General features: G+C 72.9%; 19 protein-coding genes. 8 read left to right on the plus strand and 11 right to left on the minus strand.

Features of this window, described 5'->3' with window-relative positions; genetic code table 11:
* Window positions 1-34: 34 nt before the first annotated feature.
* Together ACZ5WC_RS04955 and ACZ5WC_RS04960 are read right to left on the minus strand one after the other, a co-directional pair.
* The gene (locus ACZ5WC_RS04955; RefSeq protein WP_468539529.1) at window positions 35-721 is read right to left on the minus strand and encodes a pyridoxine/pyridoxamine 5'-phosphate oxidase; all 687 of its coding nucleotides are present in this window, start codon (window positions 719-721) and stop codon (window positions 35-37) included.
* A gap of 56 nt (window positions 722-777) precedes the next feature.
* On the minus strand, window positions 778-1,965 hold the full coding sequence (locus ACZ5WC_RS04960; RefSeq protein WP_468539530.1) for a thiolase C-terminal domain-containing protein: 1,188 nt from the start codon (window positions 1,963-1,965) through the stop codon (window positions 778-780).
* 192 nt (window positions 1,966-2,157) lie between these two features.
* On the opposite strand from ACZ5WC_RS04960, the gene ACZ5WC_RS04965 reads away from it, so the two are divergent.
* Together ACZ5WC_RS04965 and ACZ5WC_RS04970 are read left to right on the plus strand one after the other, a co-directional pair.
* Window positions 2,158-3,369: an acyl-CoA dehydrogenase family protein gene (locus tag ACZ5WC_RS04965; protein ID WP_468539531.1), complete on the plus strand. Its 1,212-nt coding sequence runs from the start codon at window positions 2,158-2,160 to the stop codon at window positions 3,367-3,369.
* Window positions 3,369-3,848: a nitroreductase/quinone reductase family protein gene (locus tag ACZ5WC_RS04970; RefSeq protein ID WP_096627653.1), complete on the plus strand. Its 480-nt coding sequence runs from the start codon at window positions 3,369-3,371 to the stop codon at window positions 3,846-3,848. Before ACZ5WC_RS04965 ends, ACZ5WC_RS04970 begins: the two co-directional genes overlap by 1 nt.
* 124 nt (window positions 3,849-3,972) lie before the next feature.
* Here ACZ5WC_RS04970 and ACZ5WC_RS04975 read toward each other — a convergent pair whose 3' ends face one another.
* Complete coding sequence (locus ACZ5WC_RS04975) at window positions 3,973-4,620, minus strand: TetR family transcriptional regulator (RefSeq protein WP_311120969.1); 648 nt, start codon at window positions 4,618-4,620, stop codon at window positions 3,973-3,975.
* Between the two features lie 388 nt (window positions 4,621-5,008).
* On the opposite strand from ACZ5WC_RS04975, the gene ACZ5WC_RS04980 reads away from it, so the two are divergent.
* Together ACZ5WC_RS04980 and afsK are read left to right on the plus strand one after the other, a co-directional pair.
* Window positions 5,009-5,818, plus strand: a complete 810-nt coding sequence (locus tag ACZ5WC_RS04980; protein ID WP_468539532.1) for a VOC family protein — start codon at window positions 5,009-5,011, stop codon at window positions 5,816-5,818.
* A gap of 181 nt (window positions 5,819-5,999) precedes the next feature.
* Window positions 6,000-8,459 (plus strand): protein serine/threonine kinase AfsK, encoded by a 2,460-nt coding sequence (gene afsK, locus ACZ5WC_RS04985; protein ID WP_468539533.1) that lies wholly within the window; start codon window positions 6,000-6,002, stop codon window positions 8,457-8,459.
* Window positions 8,460-8,493: 34 nt separating this feature from the next.
* Here the strand turns inward: afsK and ACZ5WC_RS04990 are convergent, their stop codons facing one another.
* Complete coding sequence (locus ACZ5WC_RS04990) at window positions 8,494-9,168, minus strand: hypothetical protein (protein WP_468539534.1); 675 nt, start codon at window positions 9,166-9,168, stop codon at window positions 8,494-8,496.
* A 202-nt stretch (window positions 9,169-9,370) separates the two neighbouring features.
* On the opposite strand from ACZ5WC_RS04990, the gene ACZ5WC_RS04995 reads away from it, so the two are divergent.
* Window positions 9,371-9,868, plus strand: coding sequence for a hypothetical protein (locus ACZ5WC_RS04995; RefSeq protein WP_468539535.1), 498 nt, complete (start codon window positions 9,371-9,373; stop codon window positions 9,866-9,868).
* A 45-nt stretch (window positions 9,869-9,913) separates the two neighbouring features.
* Here ACZ5WC_RS04995 and ACZ5WC_RS05000 read toward each other — a convergent pair whose 3' ends face one another.
* Genes ACZ5WC_RS05000 through ACZ5WC_RS05010 form a run of 3 tightly spaced genes read right to left on the minus strand, consistent with a single transcriptional unit; the run spans window position 9,914 to window position 12,328 of the window.
* Entirely contained in the window at window positions 9,914-10,708 is a 795-nt protein-coding gene (locus tag ACZ5WC_RS05000) for an enoyl-CoA hydratase/isomerase family protein (RefSeq protein ID WP_468539536.1), read from the minus strand.
* A gap of 3 nt (window positions 10,709-10,711) precedes the next feature.
* Window positions 10,712-11,161, minus strand: a complete 450-nt coding sequence (locus ACZ5WC_RS05005) for a Zn-ribbon domain-containing OB-fold protein (protein WP_468539537.1) — start codon at window positions 11,159-11,161, stop codon at window positions 10,712-10,714.
* An 18-nt stretch (window positions 11,162-11,179) separates the two neighbouring features.
* Window positions 11,180-12,328, minus strand: a complete 1,149-nt coding sequence (locus tag ACZ5WC_RS05010) for a lipid-transfer protein (RefSeq protein ID WP_468539538.1) — start codon at window positions 12,326-12,328, stop codon at window positions 11,180-11,182.
* Window positions 12,329-12,431: 103 nt separating this feature from the next.
* On the opposite strand from ACZ5WC_RS05010, the gene ACZ5WC_RS05015 reads away from it, so the two are divergent.
* Window positions 12,432-13,988 carry a FadD3 family acyl-CoA ligase gene (locus tag ACZ5WC_RS05015; RefSeq protein ID WP_468539948.1) on the plus strand — a complete coding sequence of 519 codons (1,557 nt, stop codon included), beginning with the start codon at window positions 12,432-12,434 and terminating at the stop codon, window positions 13,986-13,988.
* A gap of 141 nt (window positions 13,989-14,129) precedes the next feature.
* Here ACZ5WC_RS05015 and ACZ5WC_RS05020 read toward each other — a convergent pair whose 3' ends face one another.
* Both ACZ5WC_RS05020 and afsR read right to left on the minus strand, forming a co-directional pair.
* A complete protein-coding gene (locus ACZ5WC_RS05020) occupies window positions 14,130-14,309 on the minus strand; it encodes a hypothetical protein (protein ID WP_468539539.1) in 180 nt (59 codons plus the stop codon).
* Between the two features lie 203 nt (window positions 14,310-14,512).
* Window positions 14,513-17,470, minus strand: a complete 2,958-nt coding sequence (gene afsR, locus ACZ5WC_RS05025; protein WP_468539540.1) for an SARP-family global regulator AfsR — start codon at window positions 17,468-17,470, stop codon at window positions 14,513-14,515.
* Between the two features lie 306 nt (window positions 17,471-17,776).
* Between afsR and ACZ5WC_RS05030 the strand changes: the two genes are divergently transcribed.
* Entirely contained in the window at window positions 17,777-18,997 is a 1,221-nt protein-coding gene (locus tag ACZ5WC_RS05030) for an amidohydrolase family protein (RefSeq protein ID WP_468539541.1), read from the plus strand.
* A 51-nt stretch (window positions 18,998-19,048) separates the two neighbouring features.
* On the opposite strand, the gene ACZ5WC_RS05035 is transcribed toward ACZ5WC_RS05030, so the two are convergent.
* On the minus strand, window positions 19,049-19,882 hold the full coding sequence (locus ACZ5WC_RS05035) for a MerR family transcriptional regulator (protein WP_468539542.1): 834 nt from the start codon (window positions 19,880-19,882) through the stop codon (window positions 19,049-19,051).
* A 172-nt stretch (window positions 19,883-20,054) separates the two neighbouring features.
* Entirely contained in the window at window positions 20,055-20,258 is a 204-nt protein-coding gene (locus ACZ5WC_RS05040; RefSeq protein ID WP_003967102.1) for a cold-shock protein, read from the minus strand.
* 329 nt (window positions 20,259-20,587) lie between these two features.
* Between ACZ5WC_RS05040 and ACZ5WC_RS05045 the strand changes: the two genes are divergently transcribed.
* Window positions 20,588-21,469, plus strand: coding sequence for a menaquinone biosynthetic enzyme MqnA/MqnD family protein (locus ACZ5WC_RS05045; RefSeq protein WP_096624862.1), 882 nt, complete (start codon window positions 20,588-20,590; stop codon window positions 21,467-21,469).
* Window positions 21,470-21,569 lie beyond the last annotated feature (100 nt).

Genomic DNA, 21,569 nt, shown 5'->3' on the forward strand with positions numbered 1-21,569 from the left:
TGTTGAAACCGGGTCGAATCCGCTGTGCGGGGCCTCAGGGCCAGAGCAGCTCGCGCGTCCATGCGGCGCCGTCTGAACGGCGGTAGCGGAGCCGGACGTGCCGCCGCCGGGCGTCGCCCTGGAAGAACTCGACCTCGGCCGGCTCGACCACGTACCGCGTCCAGGTCGGGGCCTCGGCGTCCGGTTCCTCCCGCGCCCGCTCCCAGGCCGCGTCCGCCGCCCGGTGGAGGGCGGCCACCGACTCCACGACCTCGCTCTGCGACCCGGTCAGGGCGGCGGCCAGCGCCCCGGTGGACCGGGCGTGCAGGTCGGCGTGGCTCTCGGCCGGGGTGCAGCGGTGGACCGGGCCCCGGACCCGTACCTGCCGTCCCTGCGCGGGCCAGTAGAAGCCGAGCGCGGCGTACGGGCGGACGGCGAGCTGGTGGCCCTTGGCGCTGGTGGCGTGCGTGGCGAAGTGCCAGCCCCGCTCGTCGGCGTCGTGCAGCATCAGCGTCCGCACGTCGGGCAGCCCCTCGGCGTCGGCGGTCGCGAGGCTCATGGTGTGCGGCTCAGGCTGCCCGGCCGCCACGGCGGCGGCGAACCAGTGGTGGAAGAGGGGGAGCGGGGCGGGCGGGGCGGTCGCCGGGTCGAAGGACGGCAGCTCGGTGTCCCAGACGCGCTGGGTGTGCAGAAGCTCGCGGAAGGCGGGGGAGGGGTGCGGGGTCGCGGTGGCGTCGGTCATGGGGCTATTGGACCGTACGGCTGTGAGGAGGCCCCCGCCCCCGCGTTTCCGCCTCCTCACCCCCGCCCCAGCACCACCGTCCCCGACGAGCAGAACCAGCCGCCCGTGCCCGAGGCCACCGCGAGCTCCGGCAGATCCCCGCCCGGGCGGCGGACCTGGCGCTCCCCGGCCTCGCCGCGCAGTTGCCGTACCGCCTCCACCAGCAGGAACAGTCCGCGCATCCCGGGGTGGCAGGCGGAGAGGCCGCCGCCGTCCGTGTTGACCGGGAGCTCTCCGCGCAGGCCCGTGCGGCCCTTCTCGACGAACGCGCCGCCCTCGCCCTTCGCGCAGAAACCCAGGTCCTCCAGCGTCACCAGCGTCATGTACGTGAACGCGTCGTAGATCTCGGCCAGGTCGATGTCCGCGGGCGTCACCCCGGCCCGCTCGAAGGCGAGGCGGCCCGATACGGCGGCGGGGGAGACCGTGAAGTCCTCCCACTCGGACATCGTGGAGTGCGAGACGTGCTCACCGGTCCCCAGCACCCAGACGGGGGCCTTCGCCGTGTCGGCCACGTACTCCTCGGCGGCCAGCAGCACCGCGCAGCCCCCGTCGCTGCGGATGCAGCAGTGCAGCTTGGTGAAGGGGTCCGCGATCATCGGGCCCGACAGGACGTCGTCCACGGTGATCGGGTCCCGGAACATCGCCTCCGGGTTCGCCGCCGCGTTCGCCCGTGCCGTCACCGCCACCTCGGCGAGCTGCTCCAGCGTCGTGCCGTACTCGTGCATGTGGCGGCGGGCGGCCATCGCGTACTTGGCGATCAGGCTGTGCCCGTACGGCACCTCGAACTGCAACGGCCCCCTCGCCCCGAACGACAGGTTCGACGTGCGGCGGCCCGCCCTGATGTCCGCGCGGGCCGTCGACCCGTAGACGAGGAGCACGGCCCGGGCCCGGCCCGCCGCGATGGCGTCCGCCGCGTGGGCGGCCATCACCTCCCAGGTCGCGCCGCCCACCGCCGTGGAGTCCACCCAGGTCGGCCGCAGCCCCAGGTACTCGGCCACCTCCACCGGGGCGAGGGTCCCGAGCCCGGCGGAGGCGAAGCCGTCGACGACCGAGCGGTCCAGGCCCGAGTCGGCCAGGGCGCGGCGGGCGGCCTGGGCGTGCAGGGCGTACGGGGTGGCGTCGTCGACGCGCCCGCAGTCCGCGAGCGATATACCGGCGACGGCGACCTTGCGGGGGCGGCGGGGTGAAGCCGGGGCGGCAGACATGAATCTGACGGTACATCAGATGAGTCCACCTGTAACCGCACCCGCACCCGCGTCCGTTTGTCCGGTCGCGTGCGCGGGGCGGCTTCCCTCGGTCCGGCGTGTGCGGGACTCTGGGATTCCCCGTCCCTCACCCCTAATATGACGCACCGTCAGTTGAGGGGCCACCGGCCCCTGAGGGGAAGGAGCCCGCAGATGGACGCCGCCTTCACCGCGGAGCAGGACGAGATCCGCCGCACCCTGCGCGACCTGCTCGCCCAGCACGCGGGGCCGGACGCGAACCGGGCCGCCGTGCGCACCGCCGAGGGCTACGACCCGGCCCTGTGGCGCAGGCTCTCCCGGGACCTCGGGCTGCCGGGGCTCGCGCTCCCGGAGGAGTACGGCGGGGCGGGCTGCACGGTCACCGAGCTGGCCCTCGCCTGCGAGGAGACGGGCCGCACGCTGCTGCCCTCCCCGCTGCTCGCCACCGCCGCGCTCGCCGCCCCCCTGATCACCGCCCTCGGCACCCCGGACCAGCGCGCCGCCCTGCTGCCCAGGATCGCGGACGGGACCCTGACCGCCGCGCTCGCCGTCCCCGGCGGCTCCCTCGCCACCGGCCTCGCTCTCACCGGCGACAACCGCGACGGGTCCTGGGCCGGCGGCGGCCGCGCGGGCGGCGTCCAGGCCCGCAGGGAGCAGGCGGGCGACGGCTGGCGCCTCTACGGCGAGGCCGGCCGGGTCCTGGACGGGCACAGTGCCGGGCTGCTCCTGGTCGCGGCCCACGCGGGCGGCTACCCCCGCAGCCGTACGCTCCTGTTCCTGGTGCGCCCGGAGGAGGCGGCCGGGCTGGCGCGGACCAGGCTCACCGCCGTGGACGAGACCCGCCCCCTCGCCCGCGTCGAGCTGCGCGACACCCGGGCCGAGCTGCTCGGGGCGGCCGAATCCGCCGACGCGGCCGACGCTCTGGCCGCCGCCGGGCGCACGGCCGCCGCGGTCCTGGCCGCCGAGGCGGTCGGCACGGCGGCGGGCGCACTGGAGCGGACCGTGGACTACGTGAAGACACGCGAACAGTTCGGCCGGGCCGTCGGGTCGTTCCAGGCGGTCAAACACCGCCTCGCCGACCTGTACGTACGGGTCGAGGCGGCCCGCTCCGCCGCCTGCTACGCGGCCTGGGACCCGGACGCCGGGCCCCTCGCGCTCGCCCAGGCCCTGGAGGCGGCCCGGATCACCGCCGGGGAGGCCGTCCAGCTGCACGGCGGCATCGGCTTCACCTGGGAGCACGAGGCGCATCTGTACCTCAAGCGGGCGGCGGGCGACGAGCTGCTCTTCGGCCCGGTCCACCGGCTGCGCGACCACGCGGCACAGCGCGCCGGACTCTTCGGGACCGGCCGGCCGGCCGCCACCGCTCCGCACGGGGCGGGCGTCTGATGGCCCGCGGCGTACGCCTCGTCCAGAAGGTCTCCGCCACCCGCGCCTTCGCACGGGTCGCCCCGCACGTGGTGCCCGCCCTCGACCGGACCGTGCACCGGCTCACCCGGGGCAAGGTGCTGCTCAGCGCCCGGATGCTGCCGGGGCTCGTCCTCAGGGTGCCGGGGGCGCGCACGGGCCGGCCGAGGACCACCCCGCTGGCCTGCATGCCGGAGGACGAGGCGGAGGGCCGCTGGATTCTGGTCGGCAGCAACTTCGGCCGTACGGGGCACCCGGCCTGGACCGCGAACCTGCTGGCCCGCCCGGACGAGGCCGTCATCAACTGGCGCGGCCGGGACATCCCGGTACGCGCGGCCCTGCTGGAGGGTGAGGAGCGGGCCCGGGTGTGGGAGACCGCTCTCGCCTTCTGGCCGCCCTACGCGGCGTATCAGAAGCGCGTGGAGCGGGAGATCCGGCTGTTCCGGCTGGAGAGGCGGTAGGACGGTAGGGAGGCAGGGGTATGCCCTGCGGGAAACGTCCGGGAACGCCGACGGCGGACCACAGGCGAAGGTGCGTGGTGGTCCGCCGTCGGTGAGACAGGACGTGCGGCTGGGGGGTTCGGGTCTACTTCGTGGGCTTCTTGCCCGTGATGCCCAGGTGGACCAACAGTGCGAGGTTCGGGCGCAGTTCGGCCTGCTTCACGCCCCACGTGGTGAAACCCTTCTGGTGCGAGGCGACCGCGGCCAGCATCGCGACCAGGGAGCCCGCCATCGCCGCCGGGCTGACGTCCTTGTCGACCTTGCCCTTGGACTGGAGCTCCTTCACCGAATCGGTGAGGGAGTTGGTGACCGAGTTCAGGATCTTCATGCGGATCTTGTAGAACCGTTTGTCCCCCTCGGCCGCGCCGAGGTCGATCACCCGGAGGATCGCGTCGTTGTGCCGCCAGAAGTCGAGGAATCCCTCGACGAGTTGCTCGGAGGTCTGCCAGCCGGCCTTGCCGACCCAGGGGCGCCCGGCGACCAGTTCGGTCAGCCCTGCACCCTCCTTGGCGACTTCCTCGGCGATTTCGAGGACGGCGCCCTCCACATCGGGGAAGTACTGGTAGAAAGTCGCGGGTGAAGTCCCGGCCTTCCGGGCGACGTCGATGACTTTGACGTCCCGGTACGGCGAGGAGCTGAGCATCTCGCTGAGGCAGTCGAGCAGCTTCTGCCGCGTCGCCTGACCGCGTCGACCGGCCACGCGGCCGTCGACGGTGCGTACTTGTCCTGTCATGCCGTCAGCTTACCGAGGGGTGATGGGAGCGCGATTCGGCCGACTGCAAATGGGGAACGCCGCAGGACTCGCGGGGTGCGCGGCGGCGGGGGCGATGCTTTTCGGCCGCGGTGCGCGAGGGAGCCGGAAGTCCGGGGCGGCACCGGTGGCGGCGTGCGGCGAAAGTGTTATCAACAGCCTGTGGACAACTTCGGTGGACAACTTTCGTCCACATGGTGAGCCGCCCTTCACTGTTCGGGCAAATGTTCCCCGGATGTTCCCTTTGGGTCTGTCCGGCATGCGTGCGGCCAGGCGCAGGCGGGCAACCGCGTGCCTCGGGGCGCGCCGGACCGGACCCGACGTTACGTTGACTGTGACGGGCGTCACTGCTACGGAAGGATCCGGGCCCATGGCCGCATTCGCGCATTCCGCGCCGTGCTGGGCGGACGTGCAGCTACCCGACCTCGAAGCGGGCAAGCGCTTCTACGGCGGCCTCTTCGGCTGGACCTTCCGGGCGGGCGACGGTATGCCCTTCGCGGACGCGCTGAGCGAGGGCCGCCTGGTCGCCGCGCTGGCCGCCAAGAAGGACGGCCGGATGCCCACCGCGTGGGGCGTCTACTTCGCCACCGACGACATCCGGGCCACCGTCGCCGCGATCCGCGAGCACGGCGGCCAGATCATCACCGACCCCGTACGGGCCGGGCAGGCCGGAGTCCTCGCGCAGGCGGCCGACCCGGGGGGAGCGGTCTTCGGCCTCTGGCAGCCCGGGGAGCGCGAGGCCTTCGAGAAGCAGAACGACCCCGGTTCCTTCTGCTGGACCGAGGTCTACACCCGGCAGCCGGAGCGCGTGGACCCCTTCTACGAGAAGGTCTTCGGCTTCCGCGCCGCCGATCCGGACGAGGCGGGCCACGACGTCTCCGGCGACACGGAGGCGTTCGTCGACTTCCGGATGTGGTCCCCCGAGGGCGCCGAACCGGGCCCGGGCACCGCCGTCGGCGGCCGCAGCGTCATCACGGACGCGTTCCCGGCCGAGATGCCGAGCTACTTCCTCATCTACTTCGCCGTCGCCGACTGCGACGCGGCCGCCGAACTCGCCGTCCGGCTGGGCGGCCGGGTCGCCCAGCCGCCCTTCGACATCCCCTACGGCCGGATGGCGGTCTTGCACGACGACCAGGGCGCCGCCTTCGCCGTCCTACAGCCCAGCGAACTGCTTCCGTAACCCGTGGCGGACCCGTTGTGGGCCGATACCGGCCGAAGTGACATGAGACACCCACATCCGCCCCCGGGTTCGCAACCGACGCCCGAGCCAGCAACAATCGGGGTGCGCGCAGGGCGGGATTCGACCGGGCGGTAATTCGCGGACTTCGTCGCCGAGGTCCGTACGGGGAGGTGGCAGGCAAGTGGTGGAGCAGCTGACGCAGCACGACCCGAGACGGATCGGCCCGTTCGAGGTGCTGGGACGGCTCGGGGCCGGCGGCATGGGGCTGGTCTATCTCGCCCGCTCGGCGTCCGGCCGGCGAGTGGCGATCAAGACGGTACGGACCGAGCTCGCCGAGGACCAGCTGTTCCGGGTCCGCTTCACGCGCGAGGTCGAGGCGGCCCGTGCCGTCAGCGGCTTCTACACCGCCGCCGTGGTCGACGCCGATCCGCGCGCCGCCGTGCCCTGGCTGGCCACCGCCTACGTCCCCGCGCCCTCGCTCGAAGAGATAGTGAACGAGTGCGGCCCCATGCCGACCCAGGCCGTTCGCTGGCTGGCCGCGGGCATCGCCGAGGCCCTCCAGTCCATCCACGGCGCGGGCCTCGTCCACCGCGACCTGAAGCCGTCCAACGTCCTCGTCGTCGAGGACGGTCCCCGGGTGATCGACTTCGGTATCGCGTCCGGCGTCTCCAACACCCGGCTGACCATGACGAACGTCGCCGTCGGCACGCCCGCGTACATGTCGCCGGAGCAGGCCCGGGACTCCCGCAGCGTCACCGGGGCCAGCGACATCTTCTCGCTGGGCTCCACCCTCGTCTTCGCCGCCACCGGCCACGCCCCCTTCCACGGGGCCAACCCGGTCGAGACGGTGTTCATGCTGCTGCGCGAGGGGCCCGACCTGGAGGGGCTGCCGGGCGACCTGCGGCCGCTGATCGAGTCGTGCATGCAGATGGACGCCACCCAGCGCCCCACCCCCGCCGACCTCCAGGCCCAGCTCGCCCCGCACCTCTTCGCCTCCGGCAGCGACGACAGCGGCACGGCCTCCGCCTGGTTGCCGTCCCGGGCCACGGCGATGATCGAGCAGCGCAGGGGCGGCGGCCGTGCGACACCGCCCGCGCCGGTCGTGCCGCCGCCCCCGCAGGAGCCGCCCCGGCCGCCGCAGGACCGGGGCAGGGACCAGGACACCGCCTGGCGCAGCGGGGCCGATCTGCGCTCGCCCTCCCCGCTGGTATCCCCGCTCGCCCCGTCCTCGCCGATGCCGGGCGGTTCCGCTCCGGCCTCGGCGCCCCCGGGTGCTTCCGCCGCCCCCGACAGCGGGCCCGTGCAGCTGGCCGGCGCCAAGGTCCCGATCGGCCCCGGTCTGCGGGCCGGGGAGGTACGCGGCGCGGCCGCCGCGCATCCGGCCGCCGCGACGGGCTGGGTCCGGCCGCCCGCCGGGCTGAGCGCCTCGGGCCCGGCGCCCACGGCCCCCACCGCCCCCGTACCGTCTCCGGGGCCCTCCCCGGACACCTCACCCGCGGCGCCCGACCGCTGGCGGCCCTGGCGCTTCCGCATGTCCAACGACGTGTGGGGTACGCCGGTCGTCTCCGGTGACCTGCTGTACGTGACGTCCTTCGAGGTCCACGCGCTGGACGTGGGCAACGGGCGACGCCAGTTCAAGACCCGCGACGTGGCCTGGGCGATGGCCGTCGAGGGCGGCCGTATCCACGCCTCGGACGGCCCGTCCCTGTACGCGCTGGACGCCACGTCCGGCGCCGAGCAGTGGCGGCTCCGGACGGACGCCTGGGTGTACGCACTCAAGGCCGACCGGGGCACGGTCCTGACCGCGACCCGGGGCGGCGGCGTCCAGGGCTGGGAGGCGTCCAACGGCGAGAAGCTGTGGGAGATCACCGGCGCCCAGACCGACTTCGAGACGGCGGAGGCCGGCCCGGTCATCCACGACGGCACGGCGTACGTCTGGCAGGACGCCCGGCTCCGCGCGCTGGACGCCCGTACGGGCATCGAGCGCTGGTCGTACCCCATCGGCGACGCGGCCTCCTGCGGCGGCGTCCCGGTCCGGGTCACCCCCGCCCCCGACGGCTACGTCTACCTCGCGGCGGGCACCCGGGTGCTGGCGGTGGAGACCGACTCCGGCCGGGTGCGCTGGCACTTCGAGGCCCCGGCGGTCTTCCTCTCGCCGCCCGCGTTCGCGCCGGGCCCGGCGGTGACCGGCGGCGGGGTGTACCTCGCGGACTACCTCGGCACGGTGTACGCGCTGGACGCGACGACCGGCAAGGACCGCTGGCGGATCGCCACGGAGGCCCGGTCCTCGATCGAGCCGGTGCTGGTCGCGGTGGGCAACGTGCACGTCGGCAGCGGCAGTGCGCTGTACACCCTGGACGCGGTCACCGGCACCCCGAAGTGGCGCTTCGCGGCGGGCGGCGACGTGGTGGGCGCCCCGGTGGTCGCGGACGGCCGCGTCCACTTCGGCTCGGCCGACCACGTCCTCTACACGCTGGACGCGGCAGGCGGCCAGCTGCGCTGGAAGCTGGCGACGGGCGGCGAGATCACGGGCTCACCGGTGGCGCAGGCGGGCGTGGTCTACGCGTGCAGCAAGGACCGGTGCGTGTACGCGCTGGACGCGCTGAAGGGCACGGGCACGGGGAACAGGGCGAGGGCCTGACGGCTGGGGGCGGGACCCCCGACGGGGGCGGCCGTCACTCCCGCGGGGGCGCGGGCGGCGGGGGCCGGTGCGGCGGGTGCGCGGGATCGCGGGGGTCGGCCTCCGCCTGCGGATACGACCGCGTACGGGGGTCACGGGGATCGGGCCCCGTGTACGGGTCCACCTCCGGCTCCGGCCACGGCGAGGTCTGTACGGACATCCCCGGCTCCTGCGTGGGCGGCCACGTGTCCACCTGGTCCGCCGCCGGCGCGGCATACGGCTCCACCGGCTCCCGCTCCCGCCGCCCCTCCCGCCGACTCCGCCGGCCCCTCATCAGCAATGCCCCGATCAGCATCAGCGCCCCGCCCGCCAGCGCGTTGGCCACGCCCACCTGCAACCCCGCCCCGTCCCCGCCCACCACCAGCGAGCCCTCCGCCTGCCCCTGGCGCACCATCCACAGGATGGTGAAGCCGAGCACCACCAGCCCCGCGAGGGCGACCACGATCCGCGAGCGGAGCACCACGCCCGCGAGCACCAGCAGGGCCGCGAACAGGAACGGCAGCAGGATCGAGACCAGCACGCCCGACTCCGTACCGGTGATCCCCTCGAAGAGGTCCCGCACCCGGTACTCACGCCCCAGCCGCCCGTCGTACCACTCGCGGAACGGGCTCAGCACGGCGGAGGCCGCCCCGGCGAGCGCGACGAGGGAGCCGAGGATGTTGCGGATCATCGTCAGCCTCCGGCGGCGTCGTCCAGCGTGTTGCCCAGCGCGCGTACGCGGACATCCCCTCCCGTCCCCGACGCTACGCCCGGCCGGCCACCCCTGCCACGCGGACCATGACCGTACCGTGACAGGGTCATGACCTGCACAGGGAGCTCCGCACGGCATGCTGAGGGCGACAGCGCAACGACACCCGAGGGGGGCTGTATCGATGATGCGGCGACAGATGAAGCTCGCGGCGGTCCTGGTCGTGGTGGTGCTCGCGCTCACCGGATTCTCGACGTCCACCAGCGGAGGCAAGAGCGGCAAGAGCAGGAGTGGCAAGAGCAGCAGCTCCGGCGGCGGTTGCTCCAGCTCGAAGAAGAGCAACAACGGCTACTCCTCGGGCTCGTCCGGCTCCCGTAACCGGCCTCCGGCCCGCACCGCCTCCAAGGTCCCGACCGTCTCGGTGGTCCGCTGCGCCCAGCCGGGTGAGGGCGCCCGCAAGGCGGACGCCTCGTCATTGGTCGAGGTGCGGGCGAAGGAGCAGGGCCTGCGGGAGTACAAGGTCAGCGTGCGGTTCCTCGACGCCCTGGGCAAGATCGTGGACACGGCCGAGACCACGACGTTCGTAGAGGGCGGCAAGTCCCGCAGGCTGACCTTGCCGATGGGCGACGTCGGCAAGGTGTCCCAGGTCGAGCGCTGCGAGGCGACGGTCCGCCGCACCTGACACGGCACCCCGGGCCCCCGGGACCCGAGGCGCCCCGGGGCCGCCTCATCGCACCCGAGGCGCCCCGCCCGCGCCTCCGTTCCCGCCGCCCGCCCGCCCCTCGAACAGCTTCGCCTGACGTTCCGGTGACAGGTTCCCCAGTGCGATGAGCGCGGGAGCCTGGGCCATCGCCTGGGTCCGGGCCGCCTCCTTCGCCGACCAGACCGCCCTGACCGTGCCCTGGACCGCCTCCGTCGGGTACGCGGCGATCACCGCCGCCGACCGCAGCGCCGCCGCCACCGCGCCGCCGGGCTCCGTCACCTCGCTGACGAGCCCGACCGCGTACGCCCGCTCGGCGCTCACCCGTTCCGCGGTGCCCATCAGGGACATCCGGGCGACCTCCCCGAACGGCATGCGCTGGGCCATCGCGATGGCCTCGTACGCCGAGACCATCCCGTAGGTCGTGTGCGGGTCGAAGAACGTCGCCTCCCGGGACGCGACGACGAACTCCGCCTCGCCCAGCAGATAGAATGCCCCGCCGCAGGCCATCCCCTCCACCGCGGCGATCACCGGCTTCCACAGGTCGTTCGCCTTGGGCCCGATCCGCAGGAGCGGGTCGTCGACGGCGTACGGGGACGGGGGCTGCGGGACGGTCACCCCCCGGTCGACGCCGGTGCAGAAGGCGCGGGTGCCTGCCCCGGTGAGGACGGTGGCCCGTACGCTCTCGTCGAACCGCAACTCCCGCCAGAGCGCACCGAGTTCGTCAGCCGTCTCCAGGTCGATCGCGTTGAGCTTCTCCGGCCGGTCCAGGGTGACGAGGGCGACCCCGGCGGCCGCCTCCCGTTCGATGCGCAGGGGCATGGCTCACCGCTCCAGCAGCCAACGCACAAGCGTGACGGAGCCGCTGGGCCCCACCGGGCAGAAGAGCGCCCGTACCGGTGCCCCGATCCGCAGCCGGGCCGGGTCGACGGAGTTCAGCGGGGCGTCGGGGGAGGCGACGACGTTGCCGGCCAACCGGATGTGCGGGGCGTCCGCCAGCTCCACCACCACCGCGTTGTACGGGGCCTGTTCGGCGTACGCGGGGAGCAGCGGCGGATGCGGGATCACGTACGACCAGAGGCGGCCGCGGCCGCTCATCTCCCGCCACTCGCTCTCGAACGACCCGCAGTGCGGACAGCAGGGCCGGGGCGGGAAGCGGAGCTCGCCGCAGGCGGGGGCGGCGCAGGCCTGGACGCGGAGTTCGCCACGGGCGGCGTACTCCCAGTAGGGCGCGCCGTCCTCGTCGGGGACGGGCAGCAGCAGTGCATCGGACATGGCGGTCTCCTCGACTCCTCAGTTCCGCAACAGGACGGCGGAGGTCGGCACGCCCTCACCGGCGGTGACCAGGCAGGTGGCGGCGTCGGGTACCTGGGCGGTGGAGGTGCCGCGCAGTTGCTTGACGCCCTCGGTGATGAGGTTGAAGCCGTGGACGTACGCCTCGCTCAGCCCGCCGCCCCCGGTGTTGATCGGCAGCCGCCCGCCGCTCTCCAGCGCCCCGCCCTCGGTGAACGCGCCGCCCTCGCCGCGCCCGCAGAAGCCGTACCCCTCAAGGGAGAGCGGGACGAGTGGGGTGAACGCGTCGTAGATCTGGGCCACATCCACGTCGTCGGGCCCGAAGTCGGCCTGTTTCCACAGCTGTCGGGCGGCCGTCCAGGCGGGTCCGGTGAGCGGGTCCTCGTTCCAGTAGTTGACCATCCCGTGGTGCTGGGCGGGCAGCCCCTGGGCGACGGAGTGGAGGTAGACCGGCTTCCGGCGGCAGTCGCGGGCGCGCTCGGCGGAGACGATGACGCAGGCCAACGCCCCGTCCGTCTCCAGGCAGTTGTCGAAGAGGCAGAGGGGTTCGCTGATCCAGCGGGCGGTCATGTACATCTCGCGGGTCAGCGGGCGGTCGTACATGATCGCGTCCGGGTTCTGGTTGGCCCGGTTGCGGCAGGCGAGGGCGACGTTGAAGAGGTGGTCGCGGGTGGCCCCGTACTCGTGCATGTAGCGCCGGGCCAGCATGCCGATCTCGTCGGCGGGCCGTAGCAGCCCGTAGGGCCGGGTCCACTGGGCGGGCGCGGGGAGTTGGACGGCGGTGTTCTTCCACGGCCGGGGACCTGACCCGCGTTTGCGTGACCGCCAGGCGACGCCGACGCTCGCCTGCCCGGTGGCGACGGCGGCGGCGAGATGGGCGAGGGTGGCGCAGGAACCCCCGCCCCCGTACCCCACCTTGCTGAAGAAGGTGACGTCCCCGGCCCCGATCGCCTTGGCGACCTCGACCTCGTCGGTCTCCTCCATGGTGTACGAGGCGAAGCCGTCGACCTCCGAGGGGGCGATGCCCGCGTCGTCGAGGGCGGCCAGGATCGCCCGGCAGGCGAGTGTCTTCTCGGACTCCGGGAGCCGTTTCGCGAACGCCGTCTGCCCGATCCCGGCTATCGCTGTCGCGTCCTTGAGCGTCGCCATCCGCTGACCTCCCGCACTGTCGCGCCTGCTGACAGCGGCAGAGGCTACCGCTAATCTGACGGATAGTCAGCTAGTGCGGCGGCGGCAGGAGGGCGGGCGCGTGATGCGGGGAGACGAGAAGTGGGGCAGCATCCCGGGGCTGGTACGGGCGGCGGCGGAACGGTACGGCCCGGCCGAGGCGGTGGCCGACGGCCGCACCCGCCTCTCGTACGCCGAACTCGGCGACCGCGTGGACCGCGCCGCCGCCGCGTGCATCGCCACCGGGGTCGAGCCGGGGGACCGGGTCGCGATCTGGGCCCCGAACACGCTGGACTGGATCGTCTCCGCGCTCGGGGCGGTGACGGCGGGTGCGGTGCTGGTCCCGCTGAACACCCGCTTCAAGGGGACGGAGGCGGCGTACATCCTGCGGCGCAGCCGGGCGAGGCTGCTGTTCGTCACGGGGACGTTCCTGGGGACGTCGTACGTGGCCTCACTGCGGCGGGCGGAGGTGAAGCTGCCGGACCTGGAGCGGGTGGTGGTGCTGGCGGACACGGCCCCCGAGGACTACACGAGCTGGCCGGAGTTCCTGGCGGCGGGCGAAGGAGTGCCGTCCTCTTCGGTACGGGACCGGGCGGCGGCCATCGCCCCCTCGGCCCCCTCCGACCTGACCTACACCTCCGGCACGACGGGCGCGCCCAAGGGCGCGGTGATCACCCATGCCCAGACGCTGCGCGCGTACGAGATCTGGAGCGAACTGGCGGGCCTGCGCGAGGGGGACCGCTACCTGATCGTGAACCCCTTCTTCCACACCTTCGGCTACAAGGCGGGGATCATCGCCTGTCTGATGCGGGGGGCCACGATGGTGCCGCAGCCGGTGTTCAGCGTGGACACGGTGCTGGCGAACATCGCGGCGGAACGGATCTCGGTCCTGCCCGGCCCGCCCACCCTCCACCAGTCCCTCCTGGACCACCCGGCGCGCGCGGCCCACGACCTCTCGGCGCTCCGCCTGGTCGTCACCGGCGCGGCGGTGGTCCCCCTCCAGCTGGTGGAACGCCTGCGCAACGAGCTCCGCATCGGCACGGTCCTCACGGCGTACGGACTCTCCGAGGCGAGCGGCATCGTCACCATGTGCCGCCGCGGCGACGCCCCGGAGGTCGTGGCCACGACCTCGGGCCGCGCGATCCCCGGCACCGAGGTCCGCGTCCTGGCGGCCCCGGGCGCCCCGGGCGAGGTCCAGGTCCGCGGCTTCAACGTGATGAGCGGCTACTTCGAGGACCCGGACACCACGGCCCGCGCGTTCACCCCGGACGGCTGGCTCCGCACCGGCGACGTGGGCGTCCTGGACGAGGCGGGCAACCTGCGGATCACGGACCGGATCAAGGACATGTTCATCGTGGGCGGCTTCAACGCCTACCCGGCCGAGATCGAACAGCTCCTCGGCCTCCACCCGGACATCGCCGACGTGGCGGTCATCGGCGTCCCGGACCCCCGCCTCGGCGAGGTCGGCAAGGCCTACGCGGTCCGCCGCCGGGGCGCGACGCTCACCGCGGACGACCTGATCGCCTGGTCCCGCCGCGAGATGGCGAACTTCAAGGTCCCGAGGACGGTGGAGTTCGTCCCGGAGCTCCCGCGCAACGCGAGCGGCAAGGTGGTGAAGGGGGAGCTGCGGGGGCGGGGGTAGGGGCTCCTTCGGCCGGGTTCGCCGGATGGCCTCAGCCCCGACGGCCAAGGCGTGAGCAGGTCGTGCCCGGACATGCCGCGGCCGCGGTGGCTCCCCCTCGGTGCCACCGCGGCCGCTCCCCCGTATCCCCGTCGGGAAGGTCTAGTTGGCAGGCTCGCCCGTCGCGTGGTTGTCGAGCGGCTTGACCGTGCCGCCGGTGGCGTGGTTGTCCAGCGGCTTCAGCACGCCACCCGTCGCGTGATTGTCCTGAGTCGTGGCTTCCCCGCCGGTGGCGTGGTTGTCGAGCGGCTTCACGACCGGCTTCTTCTGCGCATCGCTCATGGTGTTCTCCAGCTCCCTGAATGGCTGTGCTCGGACTCGACGAGCCTGCCCGGCAACTCCCCCGTCGGGTTGCCGGGCAGGTGTCGTTCGGCCGCTCAACCTACCCCTGCGGCCGAGGCCGGCCCGTCTGCCCCCCGACGCGACGGAACGACTGGAACCACCATGTCGGGGCGCGATAAACGAATGATGAACGCCTCGCGGGTTCACGCGGGCAGCGTCGGCGCCAGCAACTTCCGTACGGCTTCGGCCTCCGCCGAACCGAGCGTCTCGTATATGTCCAGCGCCTCACGCCAGCACACCTGGGCCCGGCCCGGCTGGCCGATGTCGTTCAGTGCCTGGCCCAGGACGGTGAGGACATTGCCGCGCCGCCACTGCCCGCCGATGCCGCGCAGTACCGCGAGTGCCTGCTCGGCCTTCGTGGCAGCCTGTGCCGGGAGCCCGGCGGCCAGATCCACCTCCGCCAGGCGGAAGGTCGCCATCCCCTCCCAGAGGCGCTGTCGGCTGTCCCGGAACACGGCCAGCGCCTCGTGGAGCTGCTCCGTCGCTTCGGCGAGCCGCCCGCTCTGGGTGAGGGCGAGGCCCAGGGCGTACCGGCCGTTCGCGCCGCGCAGCGCGTGGCCCAGTTCGTCGTATATGTCGATGCCCTGCTGGGCCAGGGCCACCGCGCTCGTCGTGTTCCCCATCGCGAGGTGGATGCGGGAGAGGTTGCACAGGGCGCTCGCCTCGCCCGGACGGTTGCCGTCGGCCCGGAAGTTGGCGATGGCCTGTCCGAGGTAGGCCTCGCCCTCCGCGTGGCGGTTCTGGTAGAGCGCGATGATACCGAGGTCGTTGGGGGCCCAGCAGCTCGGCAGGGGGTCGCCCACCGCGCGGGCGAGCCTCATGGCACGCTGCGCGTCCCGCTCCGCCTGGTCGAACCGGCCCGCGACCAGACGGGCGTTGGTGAGGGTGATCAGCGCCCGCCCCTCCGCCCGCGCGTCGTCACCGGACCGGGCCAGATCGCGCATGGTGATGGCCGCCGCCTCGTATTGTTTGGAGTTCGCGCCCGACTCCGCGAGGTCCTTGGTGGCCCAGAGCAGGTCGACCGCTCGGCGTACCCCTCCGGCTTCCGACGCCTGACGCACACACGCGAGCAGGGAGTTGGCCTCCGTGTAGAGCCAGTCCTGCGCGGTGTGCCGGTCGGCGAATGTCAGCCCGCTGTACTGCGTGGGCTCCCGGTGATCGGCCAGCCGGTCCCCCGGCCGCTCCAGCGCGTACACCCCCGCGGCCGTGGCCAGATAGAAGTCCAGCAGCCGCGACAGCGCCAGCTCCCGCTCCACCGGCGGCTGTTCGTCCCGCTCCGCGCACGCACGCGCGTAGAGGCGCACCAGGTCGTGGTACCGGTAGCGGCCCGGGGCGGCGGACTCCACCAGGCTCGTGTCGACCAGGGCCTCCAGGAGGTCCTCCGCCGCGTGCGGTTCCAGGTTCAGCAGGGCGGCGGCCGCGGCGAGGGAGATGTCCGGGCCGTCCGCGAGGCCCAGGAGGCGGAAGGCGCGGGCCTGCGCCGGTTCCAGCTGGCCGTAGCCGAGTTCGAACGTGGCCTTCACCGCGAGGTCGCCCGCCTGGAGCTCATCCAGGCGGCGGCGCTCGTCGGCCAGTTTCGCGGCGAGGACCGACACCGTCCAGGTACGGCGGGCGGCCAGCCGGGACGCGGCGATGCGGATGGCGAGGGGGAGGAAGCCGCACGCGGCCACCACGTCGAGTGCCGCCTCGCGTTCCGCGCCGACCCGCTCCGCGCCCACGATCCGGGTGAAGAGCCGCAGCGCCTCCTCGGGCGACATCACGTCCAGGTCCACCAGATGCGCCCCCGCCAGGTCCACCATCCGCACCCGGCTCGTCACCAGCGCCGCGCACCCCGGCGTACCGGGCAGCAGCGGGCGGATCTGGGCGGCGTCGTGGGCGTTGTCCAGGAGGATGAGGATGCGGCGCCCGTCCAGCGTCGAGCGGTACAGCGCGGCCCGCTCGTCCAGCGTGTCCGGGATCGCCGAGTCCGCCGTGCCGAGCGCGCGCAGGAACGAGCCGAGGACGGTCTCCGGCTCGGCGGCCCTGGCCCCAGCGCCCTGGAGGTCGACGTAGAGCTGGCCGTCCGGGAAGTGCCGGCGGGCCTGGTGGGCGACGTGCACGGCCAGCGTCGTCTTGCCGACCCCGCCGATCCCCGCCACCGCGGAGACCGCCATCACCGAATTCTCCGCCGTGGCCAGTCGGCTGCCCAGCTCGGCCACGAAGGCGGACCGGCCGGTGAAGTCCGGCACCGACGCGGGAAGTTGCGCGGGCCGCAGCGGCGCGGGCGCGGGCGCCGGTTCGTCCGCCGGGCGGGCCAGCTCCTCGTCGGCCCGCAGGATCCGCTGCTGGAGCTGGGCCAGTTCGGGGCGCGGATCGACGCCCAGCTCCTCCGCGAGGAGCCGCCGCGTGTCCGCGTACACCGCCAGTGCCTCGGCCTGCCGGCCGCTCCGGTACAGCGCCACCATCAGCAGCTCGCGCAGCCGCTCGCGCAGCGGGTGCGCCGCGGTGAGCGCGGTCAGTTCGGAGATCGCCTCCGCGTGGCAGCCGACCTCCAGGTCCAGGTCGAGCCGGGTCTCGGTGAGCTGGAGTCGCCACTCCTCCAGCCGGGTGCGCTGGTTCTCCGCGTACGGCCCCGGCACCGAGGCCAGCGCCTCGCCGTCCCACAGGCCCAGCACCTTGTTGATCAGGGTGCGCGCCTGGCAGCGGTCACCGGTCGCGCGGGCCTTCTCCGCCTCGGCCGCCAGGTCCTGCGCCAGGGTCAGGTCGAGCGCACTCCGGTCGATCCGTATCGCGTACCCGCCCGACTCGCTCACCAGCGTGTCCTGGCCCAGGATCTTGCGGAGCCGGGAGGCGTACGTCCGGATCGTGGCCAGGGCCTGCGAGGGCGGGTCCTCGCCCCAGAACGCGTCGATGAGCTCGCCGGCCGTGGCCGTCCTGCCCCCGCGCAGCAGCAACGCGGCCAGCAGGGCGCGCTGCTGGGGGGAGCCGGAAGAGAGGGGGTCCGAGCCCCGCCAGGCCCGTACCGGGCCGAGCACGGTGAACCTGAGGGCGTCGGCCGTACCCGGTTTCTCCGGAGCGCGCTGCTCCGGTACGCGCACGCGTGGCCCGCTGTCACGGTCCATTGATGCCCCCTGTCCTGCTCGCCTGCCGGCCCCGCTCGTCTGCGGGACATGCCGGGTGGTGCCGCCTGCGCCCGAATGCTCGCCCCTGTCTGCCCGTGCGGCGCAGGTGCGGGATGCGTTCGGATTGCTCGGTACCGCTGGTATCGCGCTCAACAGTCTGCCTTGTCGCGGGCGAACTCGTCAGCAGTGGGTGACGCTCTGCACAAGCCCTCGACAACGATTCGGGTGCCGCTCCCCGTGCGGTCCCCGGCGCCGATGCGCGCACGTTAGCTGACGGTTCGTCAGATCGGCGCTACCGTGGAACGCATGGAGACCTTCCCGAAGATCATCTCGGTGGACGACCACACGGTGGAGCCCGCTCATGTCTGGCGGGACCGGCTCCCGTCCCGGTATGCGGACTCCGGGCCCCGCATCGTCCGCGCACCGCTGAAGGAAATGACCTTCATGGGCGGCAAGTTCGCGCCCGTGATGGGTGCGAAGGGCGACGAAGGGCCGGTCGGCGACTGGTGGGTGTACGAGGACCTGCACCGCCCCCTCACTCGCCTGGACACCGCCGTCGGCTACGACAGGGACGAGATCAAGCTGGAGATCATCACCTACGAGCAGATGCGGCCGGGCTCCTTCTCGGTCCCGGACCGGCTCGCCGACATGGACGTCAACCACGTCCAGTCCGCGCTCTGCTTCCCCACCTTCCCGCGCTTCTGCGGGCAGACGTTCACCGAAGCGAAGGACCGCGAGCTGGGGCTGCTCGGGGTGCGCGCGTACAACGACTGGATGGTGGAGGAGTGGTGCGGTCCCGAGGCGCGGGGCCGCCTCATCCCGCTCACCCTCGTCCCCCTGTGGGACGCCGAACTGGCCGCCGCCGAGGTCCGGCGCAACGCGGCCCGGGGGGTGCGCGCGGTCGCGTTCTCCGAGATACCTCCCCACCTCGGACTTCCGTCGATCCATACGGACGACTGGGATCCGTTCCTCGCGGCCTGTGACGAGACCGGCACCGTCATCGCCATGCACATCGGCTCCTCGTCCAGGATGCCGTCCACCTCCGCCGACGCCCCGCCCGCCGTCGGCTCCACCATCACCTTCGCCAACTGCTGCTTCTCGATGGTCGACTGGCTGATGAGCGGCAAGTTCGAACGCTTCCCGGGCCTGAGGATCATGTACGCGGAGGGCCAGATCGGCTGGATTCCGTACATTCTGGAGCGCGCCGACGTGGTCTGGGAGGAGAACCGGGCCTGGGGCGGCGTCGCCGACAAGGTCCACCGTCCGCCGTCCGAGCTGTTCGCGGACCACGTCTACGGCTGCTTCTTCGACGACGCCTTCGGGCTGAGGAACCTCGACGCGATCGGCGTCGGAAACGTCCTGTACGAGACGGACTACCCGCACTCCGACTCCACCTGGCCCCGCTCCCGCGAGGTCGGCGAGGAGCAGATGGGCCACCTGGCCCCGGACGTCGTCGACCGGATCGTCCGCGGAAACGCGATCGACCTGCTGGGGCTCACGGAAGACGGGCTCTGGGCGGGGGCGTAGAAGTACCCGTGTACGTGGGGCGGGGCGCCCGCCCCACGTACACGGGCCGGGTCAGGCCTTGCTCACCGGCTCCACCGGCTCCTGGAGCTCCGTGACCCACAGGTTCCGGTCCGGCGGGCACTCCAGGCTGACCTCACGGGAGTAGCCGACGGAGCGGTAGCCGTTGGCGTCCAGCCAGCGGGCCAGGGTCTGGACCGTCGGCATCACGTCGTCCATCGCGCCCCGGTGCACGATCGTCGCCGCCTCGAAGGGCAGCTCCACCACGCGCACCCCGGTGCCGCCGACCGGGCCCACCGGGGCCGACACCGTCACTCCCGCGTGCACCACCATCGCGCCGCCGCCCTCGGGGGCGTCCTCGTAGCGGGCGATCCCGGGACCGGTGGGCCGGACTCCGGCGCCCTCCAGGAGTGGGAAGAGCTCCTCGTGCAGCGGGCCGATCACCGGTCCGATGTCCTGCGGCTGATAGCTCGCCGCCGTGCCGGTCAGCTCGGCCACCCGGACCCCGGGAACGGTCTTGATCACAACGTCGTCGGCAGGCATGCGCCCCTCGCTCTCGATCGACCGGAGCCTCGCCTCGACCCGGGCCAGCCGCTCCGACGCGGCCGTCACGGCCTCCGCCAGCTCGGCCCGGCGCAGCCGCAGCATCCCGCGCAGTTCCTCCGGGCCCAGCTGCTCGTCCAGGACGGCCCGCACCTGCTGGAGCGTGAAGCCCAGGTCCTTGAGTGCGATGATCCGGTTGAGCCGGGCGAGCTGTGCCGCGCCGTAGTGGCGGTAGCCCGTGGCGAGGTCGGTCCGGTCCGGGCGCAGCAGCCCGATGGCGTCGTAGTGGCGCAGCATCCGGGCCGACACCCGCCCGTACCTGGCGAAGTCTCCGATGGTGAACATGATGGCTCCCACTGCACGGCTTCACACGGTGTGAAGGTCAAGCGCCGCCGGGGTCCTCGTGACGGCTTACGCGGGACCGTATACAGGCAGGAGCCCCGTTCCTCCGCCGAAGCGGGGGAGCGGGGCTCCTTGGGTACTGCTATGTGCGGCCGCGATCGGCCGACCCGGGCAACTAGGCCGGGGTGACGTTCTCAGCCTGCGGACCCTTGGGTCCCTGAGTGACGTCGAAGTTCACGACCTGGTTCTCCTCAAGGGAGCGGAACCCGGACGCGTTGATCGCGGAGTAGTGAACGAAGACATCCGGGCCGCCGCCGTCCTGGGCGATGAAGCCGAAGCCCTTTTCAGCGTTGAACCACTTGACGGTTCCGGTAGCCATAAGCCCTCCTTGGGCCAAAGGGTTGCCCTGCTCCAGAACCTGCAAACAAGTCTGAAAACTACAAAAGCCTGCGGGTTACATGCTCCGCAGGCTCTGTACTGCAAGGGAAACCAAACTGCAACTTGCGGGCGAGCCTAGCACGCAGTCTCTGGAGAGCGGTAGAGGGAAAGATCACCCCACTCGAAAGTTTGATTGCCTCCCCCCGGCGTTCGCCGAACCGTCGACCTGGCGTTCGCCGAGCGGTTGCCCGGACGTTCGCCGAGTGGTCGCCCGGACGCCCGCCGGGCCCCGGTGATGCCGGGGTCCCGGCGCGGGTCTAGCCTCGCGATGTGGACAATTCAACTGTCTCCCCCCGCCAAGGCGACGACGACCGCCGCACCCGGCCCCGCGTCGGCCACATCCAGTTCCTGAACTGCCTTCCGCTCTACTGGGGCCTGGCGCGGACGGGGACGCTGCTCGACCTGGAGCTCTCCAAGGACACCCCGGAGCGGCTCAGCGAGCAGCTGGTGCGGGGGGATCTGGACATCGGCCCGGTCACCCTCGTGGAGTACCTGCGCAACGCCGATGACCTGGTCGCCTTCCCCGACATCGCGGTCGGCTGCGACGGTCCCGTCATGTCCTGCGTGATCGTCTCGCAGCTCCCGCTGGAGCAGCTCGACCGGGCCCGGGTGGCGCTCGGCTCGACCTCCCGCACATCCGTGCGCCTGGCACAGCTGCTGCTGGCCGAGCGTTACGGGGTCCGGCCCGACTACTACACCTGCCCGCCCGACCTGGGGCTGATGATGCAGGAGGCCGACGCCGCGGTGCTGATCGGCGACGCCGCGCTCCGCGCCAACCTGCACGACGCCCCCCGGCTCGGGCTCCAGGTCCACGACCTGGGCCAGATGTGGAAGGAGTGGACGGGGCTGCCGTTCGTCTTCGCCGTCTGGGCGGCGCGCAAGGACTTCCTGGCCGCGCGGCCCGAGCAGACGGCGCAGGTCCACGAGGCGTTCCTCGCCTCCCGGGACCTCTCCCTGGAAGAGGTCGCCAAGGTCGCGGAGCAGGCCGCCCGCTGGGAGGCCTTCGACGCGAAGGTGCTGGAGCAGTACTTCACGACGCTCGACTTCCGCTTCGGCCCGGACCAGCTGGCCGGCGTCCGCGAGTTCGCCCGCCGCACGGGCCGGGACACCGGCTACCCGGCGGATGTCCAGGTGGAACTGCTCGGCGACTGACGCGCGAATTCCCTTTCCCTCTTACGGAATTCTGCTGAACTCCACGGCGGAACAACACAGCGGGACAACGCGGCGGAACAACACAATCGCGCCTTTCCTC

It is taken from the genome of Streptomyces sp. NPDC033165 (assembly GCF_055577965.1).

What these genes read in the sequence shown, in the direction of transcription:
- afsR (WP_468539540.1), bottom strand. Translation starts at nt 17,470, where the DNA reads ATGGACCGTGACAGCGGGCCACGCGTGCGCGTACCGGAGCAGCGCGCT.
- ACZ5WC_RS04970 (WP_096627653.1), top strand. Translation starts at nt 3,369, where the DNA reads ATGGCCCGCGGCGTACGCCTCGTCCAGAAGGTCTCCGCCACCCGCGCC.
- ACZ5WC_RS05020 (WP_468539539.1), bottom strand. Translation starts at nt 14,309, where the DNA reads ATGAGCGATGCGCAGAAGAAGCCGGTCGTGAAGCCGCTCGACAACCAC.
- ACZ5WC_RS04960 (WP_468539530.1), bottom strand. Translation starts at nt 1,965, where the DNA reads ATGTCTGCCGCCCCGGCTTCACCCCGCCGCCCCCGCAAGGTCGCCGTC.
- ACZ5WC_RS05005 (WP_468539537.1), bottom strand. Translation starts at nt 11,161, where the DNA reads ATGTCCGATGCACTGCTGCTGCCCGTCCCCGACGAGGACGGCGCGCCC.
- ACZ5WC_RS04955 (WP_468539529.1), bottom strand. Translation starts at nt 721, where the DNA reads ATGACCGACGCCACCGCGACCCCGCACCCCTCCCCCGCCTTCCGCGAG.
- ACZ5WC_RS04965 (WP_468539531.1), top strand. Translation starts at nt 2,158, where the DNA reads ATGGACGCCGCCTTCACCGCGGAGCAGGACGAGATCCGCCGCACCCTG.
- ACZ5WC_RS05000 (WP_468539536.1), bottom strand. Translation starts at nt 10,708, where the DNA reads ATGCCCCTGCGCATCGAACGGGAGGCGGCCGCCGGGGTCGCCCTCGTC.
- ACZ5WC_RS05030 (WP_468539541.1), top strand. Translation starts at nt 17,777, where the DNA reads ATGGAGACCTTCCCGAAGATCATCTCGGTGGACGACCACACGGTGGAG.
- ACZ5WC_RS04990 (WP_468539534.1), bottom strand. Translation starts at nt 9,168, where the DNA reads ATGATCCGCAACATCCTCGGCTCCCTCGTCGCGCTCGCCGGGGCGGCC.
- ACZ5WC_RS05040 (WP_003967102.1), bottom strand. Translation starts at nt 20,258, where the DNA reads ATGGCTACCGGAACCGTCAAGTGGTTCAACGCTGAAAAGGGCTTCGGC.
- ACZ5WC_RS04975 (WP_311120969.1), bottom strand. Translation starts at nt 4,620, where the DNA reads ATGACAGGACAAGTACGCACCGTCGACGGCCGCGTGGCCGGTCGACGC.
- ACZ5WC_RS05035 (WP_468539542.1), bottom strand. Translation starts at nt 19,882, where the DNA reads ATGTTCACCATCGGAGACTTCGCCAGGTACGGGCGGGTGTCGGCCCGG.
- ACZ5WC_RS05015 (WP_468539948.1), top strand. Translation starts at nt 12,432, where the DNA reads ATGCGGGGAGACGAGAAGTGGGGCAGCATCCCGGGGCTGGTACGGGCG.
- ACZ5WC_RS04995 (WP_468539535.1), top strand. Translation starts at nt 9,371, where the DNA reads ATGATGCGGCGACAGATGAAGCTCGCGGCGGTCCTGGTCGTGGTGGTG.
- ACZ5WC_RS05010 (WP_468539538.1), bottom strand. Translation starts at nt 12,328, where the DNA reads ATGGCGACGCTCAAGGACGCGACAGCGATAGCCGGGATCGGGCAGACG.
- ACZ5WC_RS04980 (WP_468539532.1), top strand. Translation starts at nt 5,009, where the DNA reads ATGGCCGCATTCGCGCATTCCGCGCCGTGCTGGGCGGACGTGCAGCTA.